Source organism: Cryobacterium mannosilyticum, assembly GCF_004402705.1.
In the GTDB taxonomy this organism is placed as follows: Bacteria; Actinomycetota; Actinomycetes; order Actinomycetales; family Microbacteriaceae; genus Cryobacterium; species Cryobacterium mannosilyticum.
In genome coordinates this window covers 108,314-124,908 of record NZ_SOFM01000010.1, presented here as the reverse complement: position 1 = coordinate 124,908, position 16,595 = coordinate 108,314, and the positions used below count along the sequence as shown (strand labels likewise).

Annotated in this window: 12 protein-coding genes; 9 read left to right on the top strand and 3 right to left on the bottom strand. The window is 66.8% G+C overall.

The features are described 5' to 3' along the window. Positions 1-38 precede the first annotated feature (38 nt). The 3 genes from E3O32_RS04455 to arfB all read left to right on the top strand — a co-directional run bounded on the left by E3O32_RS04455 (position 39) and on the right by arfB (position 2,166). Positions 39-719 carry a histidine phosphatase family protein gene (locus tag E3O32_RS04455; protein WP_134507322.1) on the top strand — a complete coding sequence of 227 codons (681 nt, stop codon included), beginning with the start codon at positions 39-41 and terminating at the stop codon, positions 717-719. A gap of 16 nt (positions 720-735) precedes the next feature. Continuing rightward, positions 736-1,674, top strand: coding sequence for a pseudouridine synthase (locus E3O32_RS04450; protein WP_134507321.1), 939 nt, complete (start codon positions 736-738; stop codon positions 1,672-1,674). Positions 1,675-1,743: 69 nt separating this feature from the next. Beyond that, positions 1,744-2,166 (top strand): alternative ribosome rescue aminoacyl-tRNA hydrolase ArfB, encoded by a 423-nt coding sequence (gene arfB, locus E3O32_RS04445; RefSeq protein ID WP_134507320.1) that lies wholly within the window; start codon positions 1,744-1,746, stop codon positions 2,164-2,166. A gap of 27 nt (positions 2,167-2,193) precedes the next feature. Here the strand turns inward: arfB and E3O32_RS04440 are convergent, their stop codons facing one another. Next, positions 2,194-4,077, bottom strand: coding sequence for an FAD-binding monooxygenase (locus tag E3O32_RS04440; RefSeq protein WP_134507319.1), 1,884 nt, complete (start codon positions 4,075-4,077; stop codon positions 2,194-2,196). 193 nt (positions 4,078-4,270) lie between these two features. Between E3O32_RS04440 and E3O32_RS04435 the strand changes: the two genes are divergently transcribed. Together E3O32_RS04435 and E3O32_RS04430 are read left to right on the top strand one after the other, a co-directional pair. After that, a complete protein-coding gene (locus E3O32_RS04435) occupies positions 4,271-5,053 on the top strand; it encodes an MOSC domain-containing protein (RefSeq protein WP_241974576.1) in 783 nt (260 codons plus the stop codon). Positions 5,054-5,124: 71 nt separating this feature from the next. Continuing rightward, complete coding sequence (locus E3O32_RS04430; RefSeq protein WP_134507317.1) at positions 5,125-8,106, top strand: aminotransferase; 2,982 nt, start codon at positions 5,125-5,127, stop codon at positions 8,104-8,106. A 38-nt stretch (positions 8,107-8,144) separates the two neighbouring features. Here E3O32_RS04430 and E3O32_RS04425 read toward each other — a convergent pair whose 3' ends face one another. After that, positions 8,145-8,750, bottom strand: coding sequence for a glycerol-3-phosphate responsive antiterminator (locus tag E3O32_RS04425; RefSeq protein WP_198417523.1), 606 nt, complete (start codon positions 8,748-8,750; stop codon positions 8,145-8,147). Between the two features lie 249 nt (positions 8,751-8,999). Between E3O32_RS04425 and E3O32_RS04420 the strand changes: the two genes are divergently transcribed. The 4 genes from E3O32_RS04420 to E3O32_RS04405 all read left to right on the top strand — a co-directional run bounded on the left by E3O32_RS04420 (position 9,000) and on the right by E3O32_RS04405 (position 14,144). Further along, positions 9,000-10,445: an FAD-binding oxidoreductase gene (locus E3O32_RS04420; RefSeq protein ID WP_134507316.1), complete on the top strand. Its 1,446-nt coding sequence runs from the start codon at positions 9,000-9,002 to the stop codon at positions 10,443-10,445. 100 nt (positions 10,446-10,545) lie between these two features. After that, the gene (locus E3O32_RS04415) at positions 10,546-11,334 is read left to right on the top strand and encodes an SDR family oxidoreductase (protein ID WP_134507315.1); all 789 of its coding nucleotides are present in this window, start codon (positions 10,546-10,548) and stop codon (positions 11,332-11,334) included. 16 nt (positions 11,335-11,350) lie between these two features. Continuing rightward, complete coding sequence (locus E3O32_RS04410; RefSeq protein WP_198417522.1) at positions 11,351-12,820, top strand: FGGY-family carbohydrate kinase; 1,470 nt, start codon at positions 11,351-11,353, stop codon at positions 12,818-12,820. Beyond that, on the top strand, positions 12,813-14,144 hold the full coding sequence (locus E3O32_RS04405; protein ID WP_134507314.1) for an MFS transporter: 1,332 nt from the start codon (positions 12,813-12,815) through the stop codon (positions 14,142-14,144). Before E3O32_RS04410 ends, E3O32_RS04405 begins: the two co-directional genes overlap by 8 nt. Before the next feature lie 25 nt (positions 14,145-14,169). Here E3O32_RS04405 and E3O32_RS04400 read toward each other — a convergent pair whose 3' ends face one another. Then, positions 14,170-16,560 carry an ATP-binding cassette domain-containing protein gene (locus tag E3O32_RS04400; RefSeq protein WP_134507313.1) on the bottom strand — a complete coding sequence of 797 codons (2,391 nt, stop codon included), beginning with the start codon at positions 16,558-16,560 and terminating at the stop codon, positions 14,170-14,172. Between the last annotated feature and the right edge of the window lie 35 nt (positions 16,561-16,595).

The following is a 16,595-nucleotide window of genomic DNA, read 5'->3' as shown; positions in this document are numbered from 1 at the left end:
CCCGGAATGCTCCAGACAACCGAAAGGCCTCACCCACCATGGCCCAGATCCACTTCGTCCGGCACGCGGAAACCCTTTTCAACGTCAGCGGGCAACTGCAGGGCTGGTGCGACTCTCCGCTGACCGAACGCGGCGAACGCCAGGCCGCCGCCCTCGGCGAACGGATGCGTGACGTTCCGCTGGCCGCGGCGTTCGTGAGCGATCTCACCCGCACCCGCTCGACGATGACGGCGGCGCTCGCCGGGCATCCGCAGCTGGAGCCGACGCCGCTGCGGGAACTGCGCGAGTGGCACTTCGGCAGCTGGGAGGGCCAGCCCAACGCCGACCTCTGGACGCCGGTCTTCGAGGCGCACGGCAAACGCTACGCCCCGAGCCCGGCCGACTGGCCGGGAGTGACGGCCGACGGCTTCGACAGCGTCATCGACAGCATCCATCGTCTCGACCCGATCGGCCGCGCCGAGACCGGGGCCGATGTCACCGCACGCGTCACGGCCGCACTCGAGGTCGTGGTCGCCGCGGCAGGGCGCGCAGCCGAGCAGGATGCCGGTGACGTGCTCGTGGTGACCCACGGAAGTGTGCTCGGGAGCCTGCTTCGCAGCCTGGTGCCCGAACATCGCTTCGGCGCGAGCGTGCCGAATTGTGGCGTGGTCAGTGTGTCCTGGCAGGAGGGGAAGTGGGCCGCCGCGGGCGTCGACTCCTCGTGCGGGCAGGTCGCGTGAGACGTACGATACGGTGATGCCCCCACCTTCCCCGTTGCCGCAACGTCACGGGCTCGATGCGGCGTGGGTGTGCACCCCGGAACGGGGCAGCGCCCCAGCGCACCCGTGGCCGAGCATGGGCGCCTGGCTGAACGAGCGGTTGTCCGAGTTCGTCGACGTGACCGGGTTTCTGGCCGGGGAGCGCTTCGCCTACCACTCGGGCACGCCGGTCGTCGACGGCGACCCGTATGCGCCGCACACCTTCGTCTGGTTCCACCGCGATCTCGCCGATGAGGCCTTCGTGCCCGGGATCGTCCACATCGTGCACCAGGACGCGCGAATCGTGGTGATCGACAAGCCGGCCTTTCTCTCGAGCATCCCCCGCGGCCGGCACGTTCTGCAGAGCGTGGTGGTGCGCCTGCGCGCCGAGCTCGGACTGCCCGAGCTCTCGCCGCTGCACCGGCTGGACCGGGTGACGTCGGGGCTGCTGATCCTGGCCACCGAACGACGCTGGCGCGGGGCGTACCAGTCGATGTTCCAGCGCGGCGAGGTCGGCAAGACCTACCGGGCGCTGGCCCCGCTGCGGCCCGATCTGGATCTGCCCGTCACCGTGCGCAACCACCTCACCACGCGCCGAGGCCAGTGGCAGGCCGAGCTGGTGGCCGACCTGCCGCCCAACGCGGAGTCGCTGATCGAGCTGGAGACGGTCGTCGAGGACGCGGCCGTCTACCGGCTGACGCCGAGGACCGGGCGCACGCATCAGCTGCGGATGCACATGCTGGGCCTCGGCATTCCCATCATCGATGACCCGGTGTACCCGGTCGTCCAGGACGTCGAGATCGACGACTTCACCCGCCCGCTGCAGCTCCTGGCCAGCGAGGTGCGATTCACCGACCCCGTGGACGGACAATTGCGCGAGTTCGAGAGCGTGCGCACGCTGCCGCTGCACGGCGAACCCCCAGTCGGCTCCGCCTGAGCGCAACGCGTTCGCTCTCAGAGCCCCGTGCGGCGCTCGCTCGACCTCGGATCGTGCCACGCTGGGGGGATGGACCTGGAGGTGTCACCCGCGCTCACGATTCCCGCGTCGGAACTCGGCTGGCGGTTCTCGCGGTCGTCCGGCCCGGGCGGCCAGCACGTCAACACCTCGGACAGCCGGGTCGAACTGTTCTGGAACGTCGCCGAGTCGGCCGCGCTCACCGACGATCAGCGGATGCTGCTGATCACCCGCCTCGGCCGGCGGCTCATCGCCGGGGTGATCACCGTGACCGCCTCAGAGCGGCGATCGCAGCTGCGCAATCGCGAGATCGCCCTGGCCAAGCTTGCCGAACTCGTCGCGGCCGGGCTTGCCCCCGCGGCGGCTCCCCGCCGCCCGACCAAACCCACCCGAGGGTCTGGGCGGCGGCACCTGGCCGCCAAGCAGCAGCGGTCGGAAACCAAACGGCAACGGCAGCGCCCGCCCGCCGAGTAGCGGAGCGCGGCCGCCGGGCGGTGACGTCTACCGGGGGAGCAGCATCTGCCGGAAGAACGCAGCGAGCTCCGCCGTCGCGGCCAGGGGCAGCACGTTCGCCACGTACTGGTCGGGGCGCACGACGACGACGGCGCCGTCCCGGCTGATCCCGCGGAGCTCGAAGATGTCGTGCTCCGGGTCGGCGGCGTACAGCTTCTCGTAGTCGATCAGCTCGAACGGGCCGGTCCTGGGCAGGAACGCCTCGGGCACCCGGCCGACGTCGACGCCGGTGTGGTCCTGCTGGTACACCACCTTGACATCGAAGACGCTGTCGATATCGCTGCCCGCGGGGGTGTGCACGCCAAGCGGCGACTCGGGCGAGGTCTGAAGCCAGTGCGCCCAGTCGGCGAGGGCCGAGGGCTCACCGGAGAGGTGGGCATCCGCGAACGCGTACACCCGCCAGCGTCCGTCGGCACGGTGGTGGTGCCCGAGCTGCACGGGGTTGGCGTCGGCGACCCGCACGACCGGGGCGGACTTGAAGCGCTTGCCGACCGGGAACCCGGTGGCGAGATCCTGGTGCGTTGCCTCGCCGACCAGCATCGACGGCGGGTACTGGGTCATGAAACCGGCCGGGAACTCGGCCGTTCGGGTGTAGAAGTCTTCCAGCGGCACCTCGAGGTCCTCCGGCCTCGTCGCCATCAGGCTCGACCACTCCTTGTCGAAGTCGATCAGGTTTTTCGCGATCACCTGGCGTTCGGCGGAGTAGGTGCCGAGCAGCGACTCGGGGCTGCGACCGTCGAGCACATAGGCGAGCTTCCAGCCCAGGTTGAAGCCGTCCTGCATGGACACGTTCATGCCCTGGCCGGCCTTGGCGCTGTGCGTGTGGCAGGCGTCACCGGTGATGAACACGCGCGGGGTGCGGGTGCCGATCTCGTGGGGGAGCACGTCGTCGAACCGGTCGGTGAGCCGGTGGGCGACCTCGTACACGCTGTGCCAGGCCACGTTCTTCACGTCCAGCGTGTAGGGGTGCAGGATTTCGTTCGCCTTCACGATGATCTCCTCGATCGTCGTCTTGCGCACGGCCCCGTTGTCGTCGGGGGCCACCTCGCCCAGGTCGACGTACATGCGGAACAGGTAGCCGCCCTCCCGGGGGATGTGCAGGATGTTCCCGCCCGAGCCGGACTGGATCGCGCACTTCGTGCGGATGTCCGGGAAGTCGGTGACCGCGAGGACGTCCATCACTCCCCAGGCGTGGAAGGCCTGGTCGCCGGCCATCACGGCGCCGATCGAGTCGCGCACGGCGCTCCGGGCGCCGTCGGCGCCGACCACGTACTTGGCGTGCACGATGCGCTCCTGGCCCGCCCGTTCCCCGGTCGTGTGCACGAGCGTCACCGTCACGGGATACTCGCCCGCGTCGGTGTTCACGAGGCTGCGGAAGTCGAAGCCGAAATCGGGTTTCATCCGCGTCGGCGAATTGGCCATCACCTCGCCGAAGTAGTCCAGCACGCGGGCCTGGTTGACGATCAGGTGCGGGAACTCGCTGATGCCGGTGGGGTCGTCGACGGCGCGGGCGGTGCGCACGATGCGGGACGGGTCTGCGGGGTCGGGTTTCCAGAACGCCATCTCGGTGATGCGGTAGGCCTCGGCGATGATGCGCTCCGCGAAGCCGAACGCCTGGAAGGTCTCGACGCTGCGGGCCTGGATGCCGTCGGCCTGCCCGATCGCCAGGCGTTCGCCGCGGCGCTCCACGATGCGGGTGGTGATGCCCGGGAACTTAGAGAGCTGGGCGGCGGTGATCATGCCCGCGGGGCCGGTGCCGACGATGAGAACGTCGACGTTCTCGGGGAGCTCGTCGGGGCGATCGAGGCCGACGCCCGCGGCGTCTTGTATGCGGGGATCGGTGGACACGTATCCGTGGTGGTGGAACTGCACGGCTTCCTCACTTCTCTGTGTGGGCGAATCGGACGGCACTGTCGATTCGATAATGGAACGCGCAGTTCGATTATCGCTTGTTGAATCATATATCATTTGGCGGTCAGTGGTGTGGTCAATGCTGGGCGCACGGCCCGCGCGCTGTTGGGTACGCTGTGCTGGGCCGCATCCGGCCGATTGGGTGGTGATCATCATGCACGTGCACGGCATCGGTGTTTCCGCGCTCAAGGGCGGTCGCCACCGGTCGCGGAGCCACGTTCTGCTCGGGCCGGATGGGCCGGTCGGAGACCGGGTCTTCGCGGTCGTCGATCTGGAGGCCGGACAGGTCATCAGGACCGTTGAGCATCCGTCTCTGGTGACCTGCGACGCGCGCTGGGACGACGGGGTGCTGTCGGTTGAGATCGACGGGCAACGCATCGAGGCGGTTCCCCGGATGAGCGGGCGCCGCCTCGCACTCGAGTACTGGGGCCGTGCCGCCGCCATGGAGGTGGTCGACGGGCCCTGGGCCCAAGAATTCTCCCGGCTTCTCGGACGAGCGGTCGTGCTGGCACGCTGCTCCGTCGTGGGTGCGGTGGTCTACGGGGATTCCGTCACGCTCTCCACGACCGGGTCGCTGGGTCGCCTGGCCGACGAGGCCGGGATCATCGTCGACGAGCGCCGGTTCCGGTCGACTTTCACGATCGACACCGGCGACGCCGCGGCTCACGCCGAGGATTCCTGGGCCGGCCGGGAACTGGACCTGGGCGGTGCCCGGCTGCTCGTGGGGCACGGGATCCCGCGGTGCGCCGTCATCGACCTCGAGCCGGACACCGGGGCACGCGGCACGAGCCTGCTCAAGACGCTCGCCGGTTACCGGCTCAACGCCGGCGAGATCGAGTTCGGCGTCTATGCCCGGGTGATCCGCCCGGGCACCGTCTCGCTGGGTGACCGGGCCAGCTTGCGCCCTCTCAGCGGGCCAGGTCGGTCGCCGACGTAGCCGGGCGGTGATCGGGTCGCGGTGGTGCCAAACTGGCAGGATTCACTGCCCCATCTGCGAGGAGCGTCGACGTGCCAGGTTTTGATTTCTTCAGTGGGCAGGGACTCGTGCGCCCGGACGTCACCGCGGCGGACGCCGAGACCATGGCCGCCTCCCTCTTCGGGATCACGGGCACGGCCCGCGAGCTCGGCAGCCAACAGGACCGCAACTTCCTGATTGGCTCCCACGACGCCGCATCCAGTGACGGAGCGCCGCGTTACGTGCTCAAGGTCGACAATCCCGCCTTCTCCGCCTCCGAGCTGGCCGCGCAGGACGCGGTGATGGAGCACCTGTCCGCGCGCGGAATGCGGGTGCCGCAGCCGGTGCGCGGACTGGACGGTAACATCCGTCAGTACTGGCCGGCAACGGACGGCGCCCTCCCGGTTCGGCTGCTGACCTTCATCGAGGGCCCCTCCCTCGAGGCCCAGGGCTATCTGGCCCCGCCGGTGGTCAGGGCGCTGGGCCGGCTCTCGGGCACCACGGCTCTGCACCTGCAGGACTTCGCGGCGGCGGGGCTCGACCGCACGCTGCAGTGGGACCTGCGCAACGCGAAGGCAGTGGTCGACCTGCTGGTGCACTGGGTGCCGGAGGAGGACACCCGGGCGCGGCTCCGCGCCATCGCCGACAGCGCCGCCGCGCGCCTGGCGACGGTGATCCCGGCCCTCCGGCTGCAGACGATCCACGGGGACATCACCGACGACAACGTGATCTGCCGGGTGTTGCCGAACGGCCACCACCTCCCCGACGGGGTGATCGACTTCGGCGACCTCGGAACAGGGTGGCTGATCGCGGAACTCGCGGTCACCGCCGCATCCGTGCTGCACCACGTGCCGGACAATCCGTTCGCCGCCCTTGCGGCGATCGTCGCCTTCGACGAGGTGGTTCCCCTGACCGACGACGAGATCGTCGCGCTGTGGCCACTGATCGTGCTGCGCGGGGCGGTGCTGGTGGCCAGCGGCGAGCAGCAGGTGCGGATCGACGAGGACAACGACTATGCCAGGCACCGGATGGACGCGGAGTGGCGCGTCTTCGCCGCGGCCAGCGCGATCGGCTGGGAGGAGGCGGAAGCGGCCATCCGGCAGGCGCTCGGCCGGCCGCCTCACCCCCCGGCCGAGCCGGAAACGTTCCTCCCGATGATCCCCGCGCTCACCGGCGGCGACTACGAGGTGCTCGACTTCTCTGTGACCAGCCCATTGCTGGCCGACGGCCTCTGGCAGCAGACGGATGCCGAATGGCAGCTCGCGCGTGCAGCCCTCGCCCGGCGCACCGCGGCCGTCGCCCCCTACGGGCAGTTCCGGCTCACCCGAACCCCGCCGCGCTCGCACGCGGAACCTCACACCTTCGCCCTCTTCACCGAGGTCTTCCTGCCTGCCGGGTCGGAGATCGTGGCGCCCGCTCGCGCCGAGGTCGCCGAGGTCGGCGCCGACCATCTGGTTCTGGCCCTGGCCGGTTTCGAACTGCGCATCGGCGGGATCGCGTCGAACCAGGTGCCGGGGGCGTCGGTCGCCGCGGGGGAGCCACTGGGTGTTGCCCGCCCGAATGGCGACCGGGAGTCGGCGGCGGGGCCGGTCGGCCGGGTGACCGTGCAGGAGTTCGCCCGCCCGGGGCTGGCGGCCCCGGATGCCGCCCCGCCCTTCGCTCAGACCTCCCGCGCTGCGGCGTGGGCAACCCTCGTGCCGGACCCGGCGCGGTTGCTGGGGCTGGCCGCGCAGGCATCCGTCGCCGATCCGGCGGCCGAACTGGCCCGGCGCGGCAGGGTCATGGCCGCCGCGCAGGAGAAGTACTACGAACAGCCGCCGCAGATCGAACGAGGCTGGCGGGAACTGCTCGTCGACACCCGCGGGCGCTCCTACGTCGACATGGTCAACAACGTCGCCGTGATCGGACACAGCCATCCCCGGTTCAGCCGGGCCGTCAGCGACCAGTTGCAGCTGCTCAACACGAACTCCCGTTTTCTCTACTCGGCGCTGGCCGATCTCTGCGAACGGATCGTGGCGACATCGCCTGACCCCTCACTCGACACCGTGCTGCTGGTCAACAGCGGCAGCGAGGCCGTGGACCTGGCCCTGCGCCTGGCCCGGATCCACACCGGCCGCGACAGCGTCGTCGCCCTCAGAGAGGGCTACCACGGCTGGACGATGGCCTCCGACGCGGTGTCCACCTCGGCCTTCGACAACCCCCGGGCCGCGGCCTCCCGGCCCGGCTGGGTGCACATCGCGGATGTTCCCAACGCGTATCGCGGGACGCATCGCGGCGCCGGGGCGGCGCAGGGATACGCGGCCGATCTGGCCCGGCTGCTCGATGCTCCGAACGGCCCGGGGGCTGACCTGGCCGCCTTCATCTGCGAGCCCGTGCTGGGCAACGCCGGCGGGGTCGTGCCCCCGCCGGGCTACCTCGGCCTCGCCTATGAGCAGGTCCGCGCCCGCGGCGGGCTGTGCATCGCCGACGAGGTGCAGGTGGGCTACGGCCGGCTGGGCAGCCACTTCTGGGGTTCGGCGCAGCAGGGCGTGGTGCCCGACATCATCACGGTGGCCAAGGCCATGGGCAACGGCTATCCGCTCGGCGCGGTGCTCACCCGCCGGGACATCGCCGAATCCCTGGCCGAGGAGGGCAACTTCTTCTCCTCGGCCGGCGGCAGCCCGGTCGGCTGCGTCGCGGGCCTCGCGGTGCTCGACGTCATCCGGGACGAATCCCTCCAGCAGAACGCGGATGCCGTGGGCCGGCACCTGGCAGGCCGGCTCGCGGAACTCGCGGAGCGGCATCCGCTGATCGGGATGGTGCACGGCCTGGGCCTGTACCTGGGGGTGGAACTCGTGCGCGACCGGGACACCCTCGAGCCGGCGACGAGCGAGACCGCCGCCATCTGCGAACGGATGCTGGAGCTCGGCGTGATCGTGCAGCCGACTTCCGAACGGCAGAACGTGCTGAAGATCAAGCCGCCCCTCTGCCTGAGTCGGGAGAGCGCGGATTTCTTCGTGGACGCGCTCGACCAGGTGCTGAGCGACGGCTGGTAGCGGTGACGCAGATTGGCGCAGCCCGAGCCGGGTGGCCGCTACATCAGCCAGACGCCGCGATTCGAAGACGCGATCGCATTGGCGCCGGCGTTCAGGGCGGCCATCACGTCTTCCTTGTCGCAGACCAATCCCCCCGCGATCAGGGGAAGGTTGGTGTCGGCGCGCACCCAGGAGAGCACTCGCGGCATGCATCCTGGCAGGATCATGATGGCATCCGGTTCCGAAATCTTCACCTGTTTGGACACGTTGTTGTAGCTGAGGGAATCAACGAGGAACAGTCGATGGACAGCCATCAGGCCGGCTGCCTTCGCCGCCTTCACCATGATGGTCTTTGAACTCAGAACTCCGTCGGTTTGGGTGTGAGCCTTCAGGAAATCGACTGCGATCGGTTTGCTCGAAAAGCCGTCGAGCAGGTCCACATCCACGAAGACCGTCTTCTCGGCGTTCTTCAGGGTCGCAACGATGCCCTGAATGGTCATCACGGATCCGAAGAGAACGAAGACGACAGGGCAGGGGGCACGCAAAACCGCCCTGAGCCCGTCTTCATCCTTGATGCTCGCGATTACGGGGTGAAGCGACATGACGTCGCTGATCCGGGACGATTCGTCAGCCATGCGCTGAACTCTACCGGGCGACTCAGGCACGGTTCCACGCGCCTCATTCGAGAACCTGCTTGCGCGGGAGACGAATGGCCATGCTAGGCTTCCGCTCAACCTACAACTTCACACGCGTTCCGGACCTGGTTCGGGACTGTTGCTTAAAACTTAGAGAACAGCGACCCCCTCTTCTGAGGGGATCGCTGTTCTTTTTTTGTCGTCAATCCACGAAGTGGTGGGTTCAGTGCCTCACACCGCAAAACACGAACACCTAGAACGAACGGAACCAGTCGAATAATGCGCCTCACCCGTGAACAGATCGTTAGTGCCTACGTTGACATCCTCGGTAGCGAGCGAGTCATCACCGACGAGCAGACGTTGAAGGACAACAGCGCAGATCGGTACTACAAAGTCGAGAACATCTTCGGCATCTACGCCTTGCCGTTGCCCGCGGCCGTCGTGAAGCCCGGCACCCCCAAGGAGGTTGCCCAGGTGCTGAAATTCGCGAACGAGAACGGCATCAACGTCGTTCCGAAGACCGGAGGCTCAGCCACTGAGGGCGGCCTCGAAACGGTGATCGAAGACTCCATCGTCGTCGACGGCTCCGGCATGAACCAGATTCTGAGCATCGACACCGCCAACATGCTGGCCACCGTGCAGTGCGGCGTCTGCCTCGAAGACCTTGAGAATGAGCTCCGTAAGATCGGCTACACCACCGGGCACTCGCCGCAGTCCAAGCCCCTCGCGCAATACGGCGGGCTGGTCGCAACCCGCTCCATCGGACAGTTCTCCACCCTCTACGGTGGAATCGAAGACATGCTCGTCGGTGTTGAAACGGTCTTCCCGAACGGCCAGATCTGCCGCATCAAGAACGTGCCGCGCCGCGCCGCCGGGCCGGACATCCGCCACCTGGTGATCGGCAATGAGGGTGCGCTCAACTTCATCACCGAAGTGACCGTCAAGATCTTCCGCTACTACCCCGAGAACAATAAGTTCTACGGCTACCTGCTGAACGACATGAAGACCGGGCTGGAGATTCTGCGGGAGGTCATCACCCAGGGCTACCGACCGTCCGTTGCCCGCCTCTACGACAAAGAAGACGGCCTGTACCACTTCAAGCACTTCTCCGACGGACGCTGCGTGCTCATCTTCGTCGCCGAAGGACCCAAGCCGATCGCCGATGCGACGGGAGCCGCGATCGAAGAGATCGTCTCCACCTTCGGCTCTGCCGATCGAGTCGACGACAAACTCATTGAGGACTGGTTCGACAACCTCAACTGGGATGTCTCGAAGATCGAGGAAGAACGAGTGGAGATTCGCGAAACCCTGATCAACGGTTTCACCACCGAGATCTCGGGCAATTGGAGCGTCATCCACGACATCTACACCAACGCGCTTGCTCGCATCCGGAATGAGATCTCGGCGGAGTTCAGCCTGCTCGGCGGCCACTCCAGCCACAGCTACCTCAACGGAACCAATATGTACTTCGTCTACTACTACAAGATCGACGTTGATCCCACCGAAGAACGTGCTACCTACCACGACCCGATCCAGAACATCATCGTCGAGGAAACCCTCAAGCTGGGCGGGTCGATGTGCCACCACCACGGCGTCGGAAAGCACCGCACGCACTTCCTGGCCGAGGAATACGGCTCGTCGCTGTACATGCTCGAGACCCTCAAGGCCGCGTTCGATCCGAACGGAATCATGAACCGCGGCACCATCTTCCCGCTCAAGAAGTAGCCACCCATTCCGGCGCGGGTGCGCCGAAAGGCACACGATGACCGTGTGCCGACCGGCGCACCCCCGCACAACCCCACTGAACAAGAAACAGAGAAAACGCATGACTGACGTCAACATCTCGGACTTCCAGATGGACTTCTTCTCAATCAAGGGCAAGACCGCGATCGTCACCGGTGGAAACACCGGGCTCGGTCAGGCGTTCACCCTCGCGCTGGCCAAAGCCGGTGCGAACGTGTTCGCCGTCAGCATCATGCCCGACGACGGGAAAACCGGCGCGCTGGTCGAGGCGGCCGGCTCAAAATACTCGTATCTCATGGCGGACATCACGGCCGAAGGAAACCCCAACAAAGTTGTTGAAGCCTGCGTCCGGGAATTCGGCAGCATTGATATCCTCGTGAACTGCGCCGGCCGCAGCATCAACGAGCCCGACGTCACCAAGTACACCCGTGCGCAGTGGGACCCGATGGTTGCTCTCAACCTCACCGCTGCCTTCGAGATGTCGCACGAATGCGCCAAGTACATGATCCCGCAAGGCAGCGGCAAGATCATCAACATCTGCTCGGTGTTCACCTTCCTCGGTGGCCAGTGGTCGCCCGCCTACGCCGCCACCAAGCACGGCATCGCCGGATTCACCAAGGCATACTGCGACGAGCTGGCGCAGTTCGGAATCCAGGTGAACGGCATCGCCCCCGGCTACTACGCCACCGAGCTCACGACCGCAACCCGAGCCAACCCCGACACCAACCAGCGGGTCCTCGATCACATCCCGGCCAACCGCTGGGGTCAGACGCAAGATCTCATGGGGGCAACAGTGTTCCTCGCCAGCCGCGCCTCCGACTACGTGAACGGGCACATCCTGAGCGTCGACGGGGGCTATCTGGTGCGCTGAGCGCCGGGACCTGAACATGAATCTCACAATGACGAAGAAGTACATTCTGGGGATCGACGGCGGCTCGCAAAGCTCGAAGGTGGTCATCTTTGACACCGACGGACGAGTCGTGTGCGAAGCCAGCCAGGCCCTGGAGCCCCTCTACACACCCGAACCGGGCGTTGTCGAGCATCCACACGACGACCTCTACGACTCCATCGTTGCCGCCGCGTCGCGTGCAATGCAGGCATTCCAGGGCGATCCGGCAGACATCATCGGCGTGGGCCTGTGCAGCATCCGGTGTTGCCGCGCCCTCACCCGCGCGGACGGCACTCTCGTCGAGCCAGTGCAGAGCTGGATGGACGAACGCCTCTCCAAGCCATACGAACCGACCAACGACGACGTTGTACACGTGACAACGACATCGGGCTACCTGATGGGGCGCCTCACGGGCGAACTGACCGACACGATCGCCAACTACATCGGCCCATGGCCCATGGACGTTGGAACCTGGGACTGGTTCAGCGACCAGGAGACATTCGACAAGTACAACGTCAGCCGGAGCATGTTGTATCGGCTGCAGATGCCCGGCGACGTCGGCGGCTTCGTGAACGAGCAGTTCGCGGCCAGCACCGGAATCCCGCAGGGCCTGCCGGTGGTGCACACCGCAAACGACAAGGCCGCCGAAGCACTCGGGGCAGGGCTCCGCGACGAAACGACGGGCCTGGTGTCTCTGGGCACGTACATCGCGGGCATGATCGTCGGAAAGGAATTCGTCGCCGAGCCGACGTCGTTCTTCTCGAATTTCGCGTCAGAACCGCACCGGTACATCTACGAGTGCGGAGGCATCCGTCGTGGCATGTGGACCGTCTCCTGGCTCCGCAACCTTCTCGGGCGGGAAATAACCGACGGCGCAGCAGCCGCCGGGATGACCGGCGACGACTTCCTCAACGCGGTCGCGTCTGACGTTCCGGCGGGCAGTGACGGCCTGCTGTGCGTGCTCGACTGGCTCGCGCCGCCCACCAAGCCGTACAAGAAGGGGATGTTCCTCGGCTTCGATGAGCGCCACGGCTACGCCCACATGTACCGCTCGATCCTCGAGGGCATCGCCTTCACCATGAAGCAGAACATGGTGAACATGGAGGAGGAGCGGGGCATCACCATCGACACGCTCGTCGTCTCCGGCGGCGGTTCCTACAGCGACCTGTGCATGCAGATCTTCGCCGATGTCTTCGGCATTCCTGTGGTGCGCAACGAGGTGCGCAATGCAGCCGGCCTCGGCGCAGCCATCTGCGTCGCCGTCGCCTGCGGTGTGTACCCAACCTTCGATGACGCCTCCAGCAGGATGGTACATCGCGAGGACACCTTCCAGCCGAACGTCGAAAACATCGACCTCTACACCCAACTCCGCGCGGTCTCCGTCGACATCACGGCGCAGACCGACGCCATCCTCCAACGCACGCACCGTATCCTTCACGATCGCAAAGGGGCAATCGCACATGTATAAGACCGGCCACTCAAAGAAGATCTTCCAACTCGTGCTGCTGATTCTGGCGGGAGGTTCCATCTACCCGTTGGTGTACCTGCGTCAGAACTTTGAGGCGACAATTCTGCAGGTCTTCGACATGTCGAATGCCGAGTTGGCAAATCTGTACTCGATGCTCGGCATCATCTTCGTCATCGGTTACCTGCCCAGCGGATGGCTGGCCGACAAATTCCCCACGAAGTACATGATCACCTTTTCGTTGGCCCTCACAGCGGTCACGGGATTGTTCTACGCCCAGATCCCGGACAAGTCGACTTTGGTCTACGTCTTCCTCGTCTGGGGCTTTGCCTCCGTCTTCACCTTCTGGAGTGCGCTCCTGAAGGCAGTCAACCTGCTCGCTGAGAAGAACGAGGAAGGCAGATTCTTCGGCGCCCTCGATGGCGGGCGAGGAGTGGTTGAAGCGGCCCTTGCCACCGTGGCGGTCGGGATCTTCGCGGCGTTCGTCGGCGACGGCGGGTCGGACATCACCGACACCACGGCAGGATTCCAGGCGGTCGTGTACATGTACTGCGCTGTGCTCATCGTGCTCGCCGTTGTGCTCTTCTTCGTGCTGTCCAGCGACGAGAAGATGAAAGCCGAGGAGACCCACGCCGAGCCGGTCGAGTCGCCGTTCGCCGCCGTTCGCCGCATCCTCAAGATCCGTGAAGTGTGGGTCTTGATGTTCGCACTGTTCTGCGGGTACACCCTCTTCTGGGCGTACTACTACTTCTCCGGATACCTGACGACGAACCACTCGGTTACCCCGGTTGCCGCCGGAGTCGTCACCGTCGTCGTGATGTGGATGCGGCCCATCGGTGGATTCGGTGGTGGATACCTCGCCGACAAGCTCGGAAAGTCTCGGGTGTTGTCGGCCGCCATGCTGGCCGCGGCCGTCGGGCTGATCGGGTTGGCGCTCATGCCAGGTGGTTTTGCCATCGGTCTGGTCTACGTGCTGGTGGTCTTGGTCGGACTGTTCGTCTACGTCATCCGCGGTGTCTACTGGTCGCTGCTTGAAGACTGCCGGGTTCCTGTGGCGGCGACGGGCATCGCGATCGGGCTGATCTCGCTCGTCGGGTACCTTCCCGACATCGTCTTGCCTCAGATCAGCGCCGCCATCTATACCGCCTATGGTGATGACGTGGCCGGCGCCAACAACCTGTACTTCCTGATCACGGCCGGCATCGGCCTGGTTGGCGCCGTTGCCGCCGCATACTTCGCGGTCCTGGTCAAGAGGCGCAAGGTCGCCGAGGCCGGGCAAGCAGGCTCAGAGCACGCCGCCGCGTCGGCCAACACGACCGGCAGCTGAGGGCCGGACGCGCGTCTCCTCGCGGTCAGGCTCCGACGTAGGCCGCGAGGTGCTCGCCGGTGAGGGTGGAGCGGGCGGCGACGAGGTCGGCGGGGGAGCCCTCGAAGACGATCCGGCCGCCGTCGTGCCCGGCACCGGGGCCGAGGTCGATGATCCAGTCGGCGTGCGCCATCACCGCCTGGTGGTGTTCGACGACGATCACCGACTTGCCGGAGTCGACGAGCCGGTCGAGCAGGCCGAGCAACCGTTCGACGTCGGCGAGGTGCAGGCCGGCGGTCGGTTCGTCGAGCACGTAGACGCCGCCCTTCTCGCCCATGTGCGTGGCCAGTTTGAGCCGCTGGCGCTCGCCGCCGGACAGCGTGGGGAGCGGCTGGCCGAGGCTGAGGTACCCGAGGCCCACGTCGGCGAGCCGGTCCAGGATGGCGTGCGCGGCCGGCGTGCGCGCCTCCCCGGCGCCGAAGAATGCCTCGGCGTCGGTCACCGACATCTCGAGCACCTCGCTGATGTTGCGGCCGCCGAGGTGGTACTCCAGCACGGATGCCTGGAACCGCTTCCCGTCGCATTCCTCGCAGGTAGTGGCGACGCCGGCCATCATCGCCAGATCGGTGTAGATGACGCCGGCACCGTTGCACGCGGGGCAGGCACCCTCGGAATTGGCGCTGAACAGTGCCGGCTTCACCCCGTTGGCCTTCGCGAAGGCCTTGCGGATCGGGTCGAGCAGCCCGGTGTAGGTCGCCGGGTTGCTTCTCCTGGAGCCGCGGATCGCGCCCTGGTCGATCGAGACCACATTGTCGCCGGCGGGGATCGAGCCGTGCACGAGCGAGCTCTTTCCCGAGCCGGCGACACCCGTGACGACGACGAGCACCCCGAGCGGCACGTCGACGTCGACGCTCTGCAGGTTGTGCGCCGTCGCGCCCCGGATCTCGAGCGAGCCGTCGGGCATCCGCACCGTCTGTTTGAGGACGGCCCGGTCGTCGAAGTGGCGACCGGTGAGGGTGCCGCTGGTGCGCAGCTCCTCGACCGTGCCCTCGAAGCAGACCTCGCCGCCCGCCGCACCGGCGCCGGGGCCGAGGTCGACGACGTGGTCGGCGATCGTGATCGTCTCCGGCTTGTGCTCGACGACGAGCACCGTGTTGCCCTTGTCCCGGAGCCGCAGCAGCAGGCCGTTCATCCGCTGGATGTCATGGGGGTGCAACCCGATGGTGGGCTCGTCGAACACATAGGTGACGTCGGTGAGGGAGGAGCCGAGGTGGCGGATCATCTTGACCCGCTGCGCCTCGCCGCCGGACAGCGTGCCGGTGGGCCGTTCGAGAGACAGGTAGCCCAGGCCGATCTCCACGAACGACTCGAGGTTCTCCCGCAGCGCGTCGAGCAGCGGCGCCACGGACGGTTCGGTGAGGCCGCGCACCCACTGGGCCAGGTCGCTGATCTGCATGGCGCAGGCGTCGGCGATGCTGATGCCCTCGATTGTGGAGGAACGGGCGCCCTCGTTGAGCCGGGTTCCGTTGCAGTCGGGGCAGGTGGTGAAGGTGACGGCCCGGTCGACGAAGGCCCGGATGTGCGGCTGCATCGCCTCCTTGTCCTTGGACAGCATCGACTTCTGGATCTTCGGGATCAGCCCCTCGTAGGTGAGGTTGATGTTGTCGACCTTGATCTTGGTCGGTTCCTTGTAGAGCAGGTTGTGAAGCTCGGTCTTGGTGAAGTCGCGGATCGGCTTGTCCGGGTCGAAGAAGCCCGAGCCGCTGAAGATGCGGCCGAACCAGCCGTCCATGCTGTAGCCGGGGATGGTGAGAGCCCCACTGTTCAGTGATTTGCTGTCGTCGTAGAGCTGGGCGAGGTCGAGGTCGGTCACGTTGCCCATGCCCTCGCAGCGCGGGCACATGCCGCCGGTGATGCTGAAGCTGCGCCGCTCCTTGACGGTCTGCCCGCCGCGCTCGATCGAGACGGCGCCGGCCCCGCTGATCGAGGCGACGTTGAACGAGTAGGCCTTCGGCGAGCCGATGTGCGGCTGCCCGAGCCGGCTGAAGACGATCCGCAGCATGGCGTTGGCGTCGGTGACGGTGCCGACGGTGGACCGGGGGTTGGCGCCCATCCGCTCCTGGTCGACGATGATCGCGGTGCTCAGCCCGTCGAGCACATCGACGTCGGGCCGCGCCAGCGTCGGCATGAAGCCCTGCACGAAGGCGCTGTAGGTCTCGTTGATCATCCGCTGCGACTCCGCGGCGATCGTGCTGAACACCAGCGAACTCTTGCCGGAGCCGGAGACGCCGGTGAACACCGTCAGCCGCCGCTTCGGGATCTCGACGTCGATGTTCTTGAGGTTGTTCTCGCGCGCGCCCCGCACGCGAATCCGATCGTGGCTGTCGGCAACGTGCAGTGCCGGCGTCTGCGTGTCCGTGCGCGTGGCGATGCTCATCGTGTCTCCCTCTGTAGCGCCGGGCCGACCTGGCG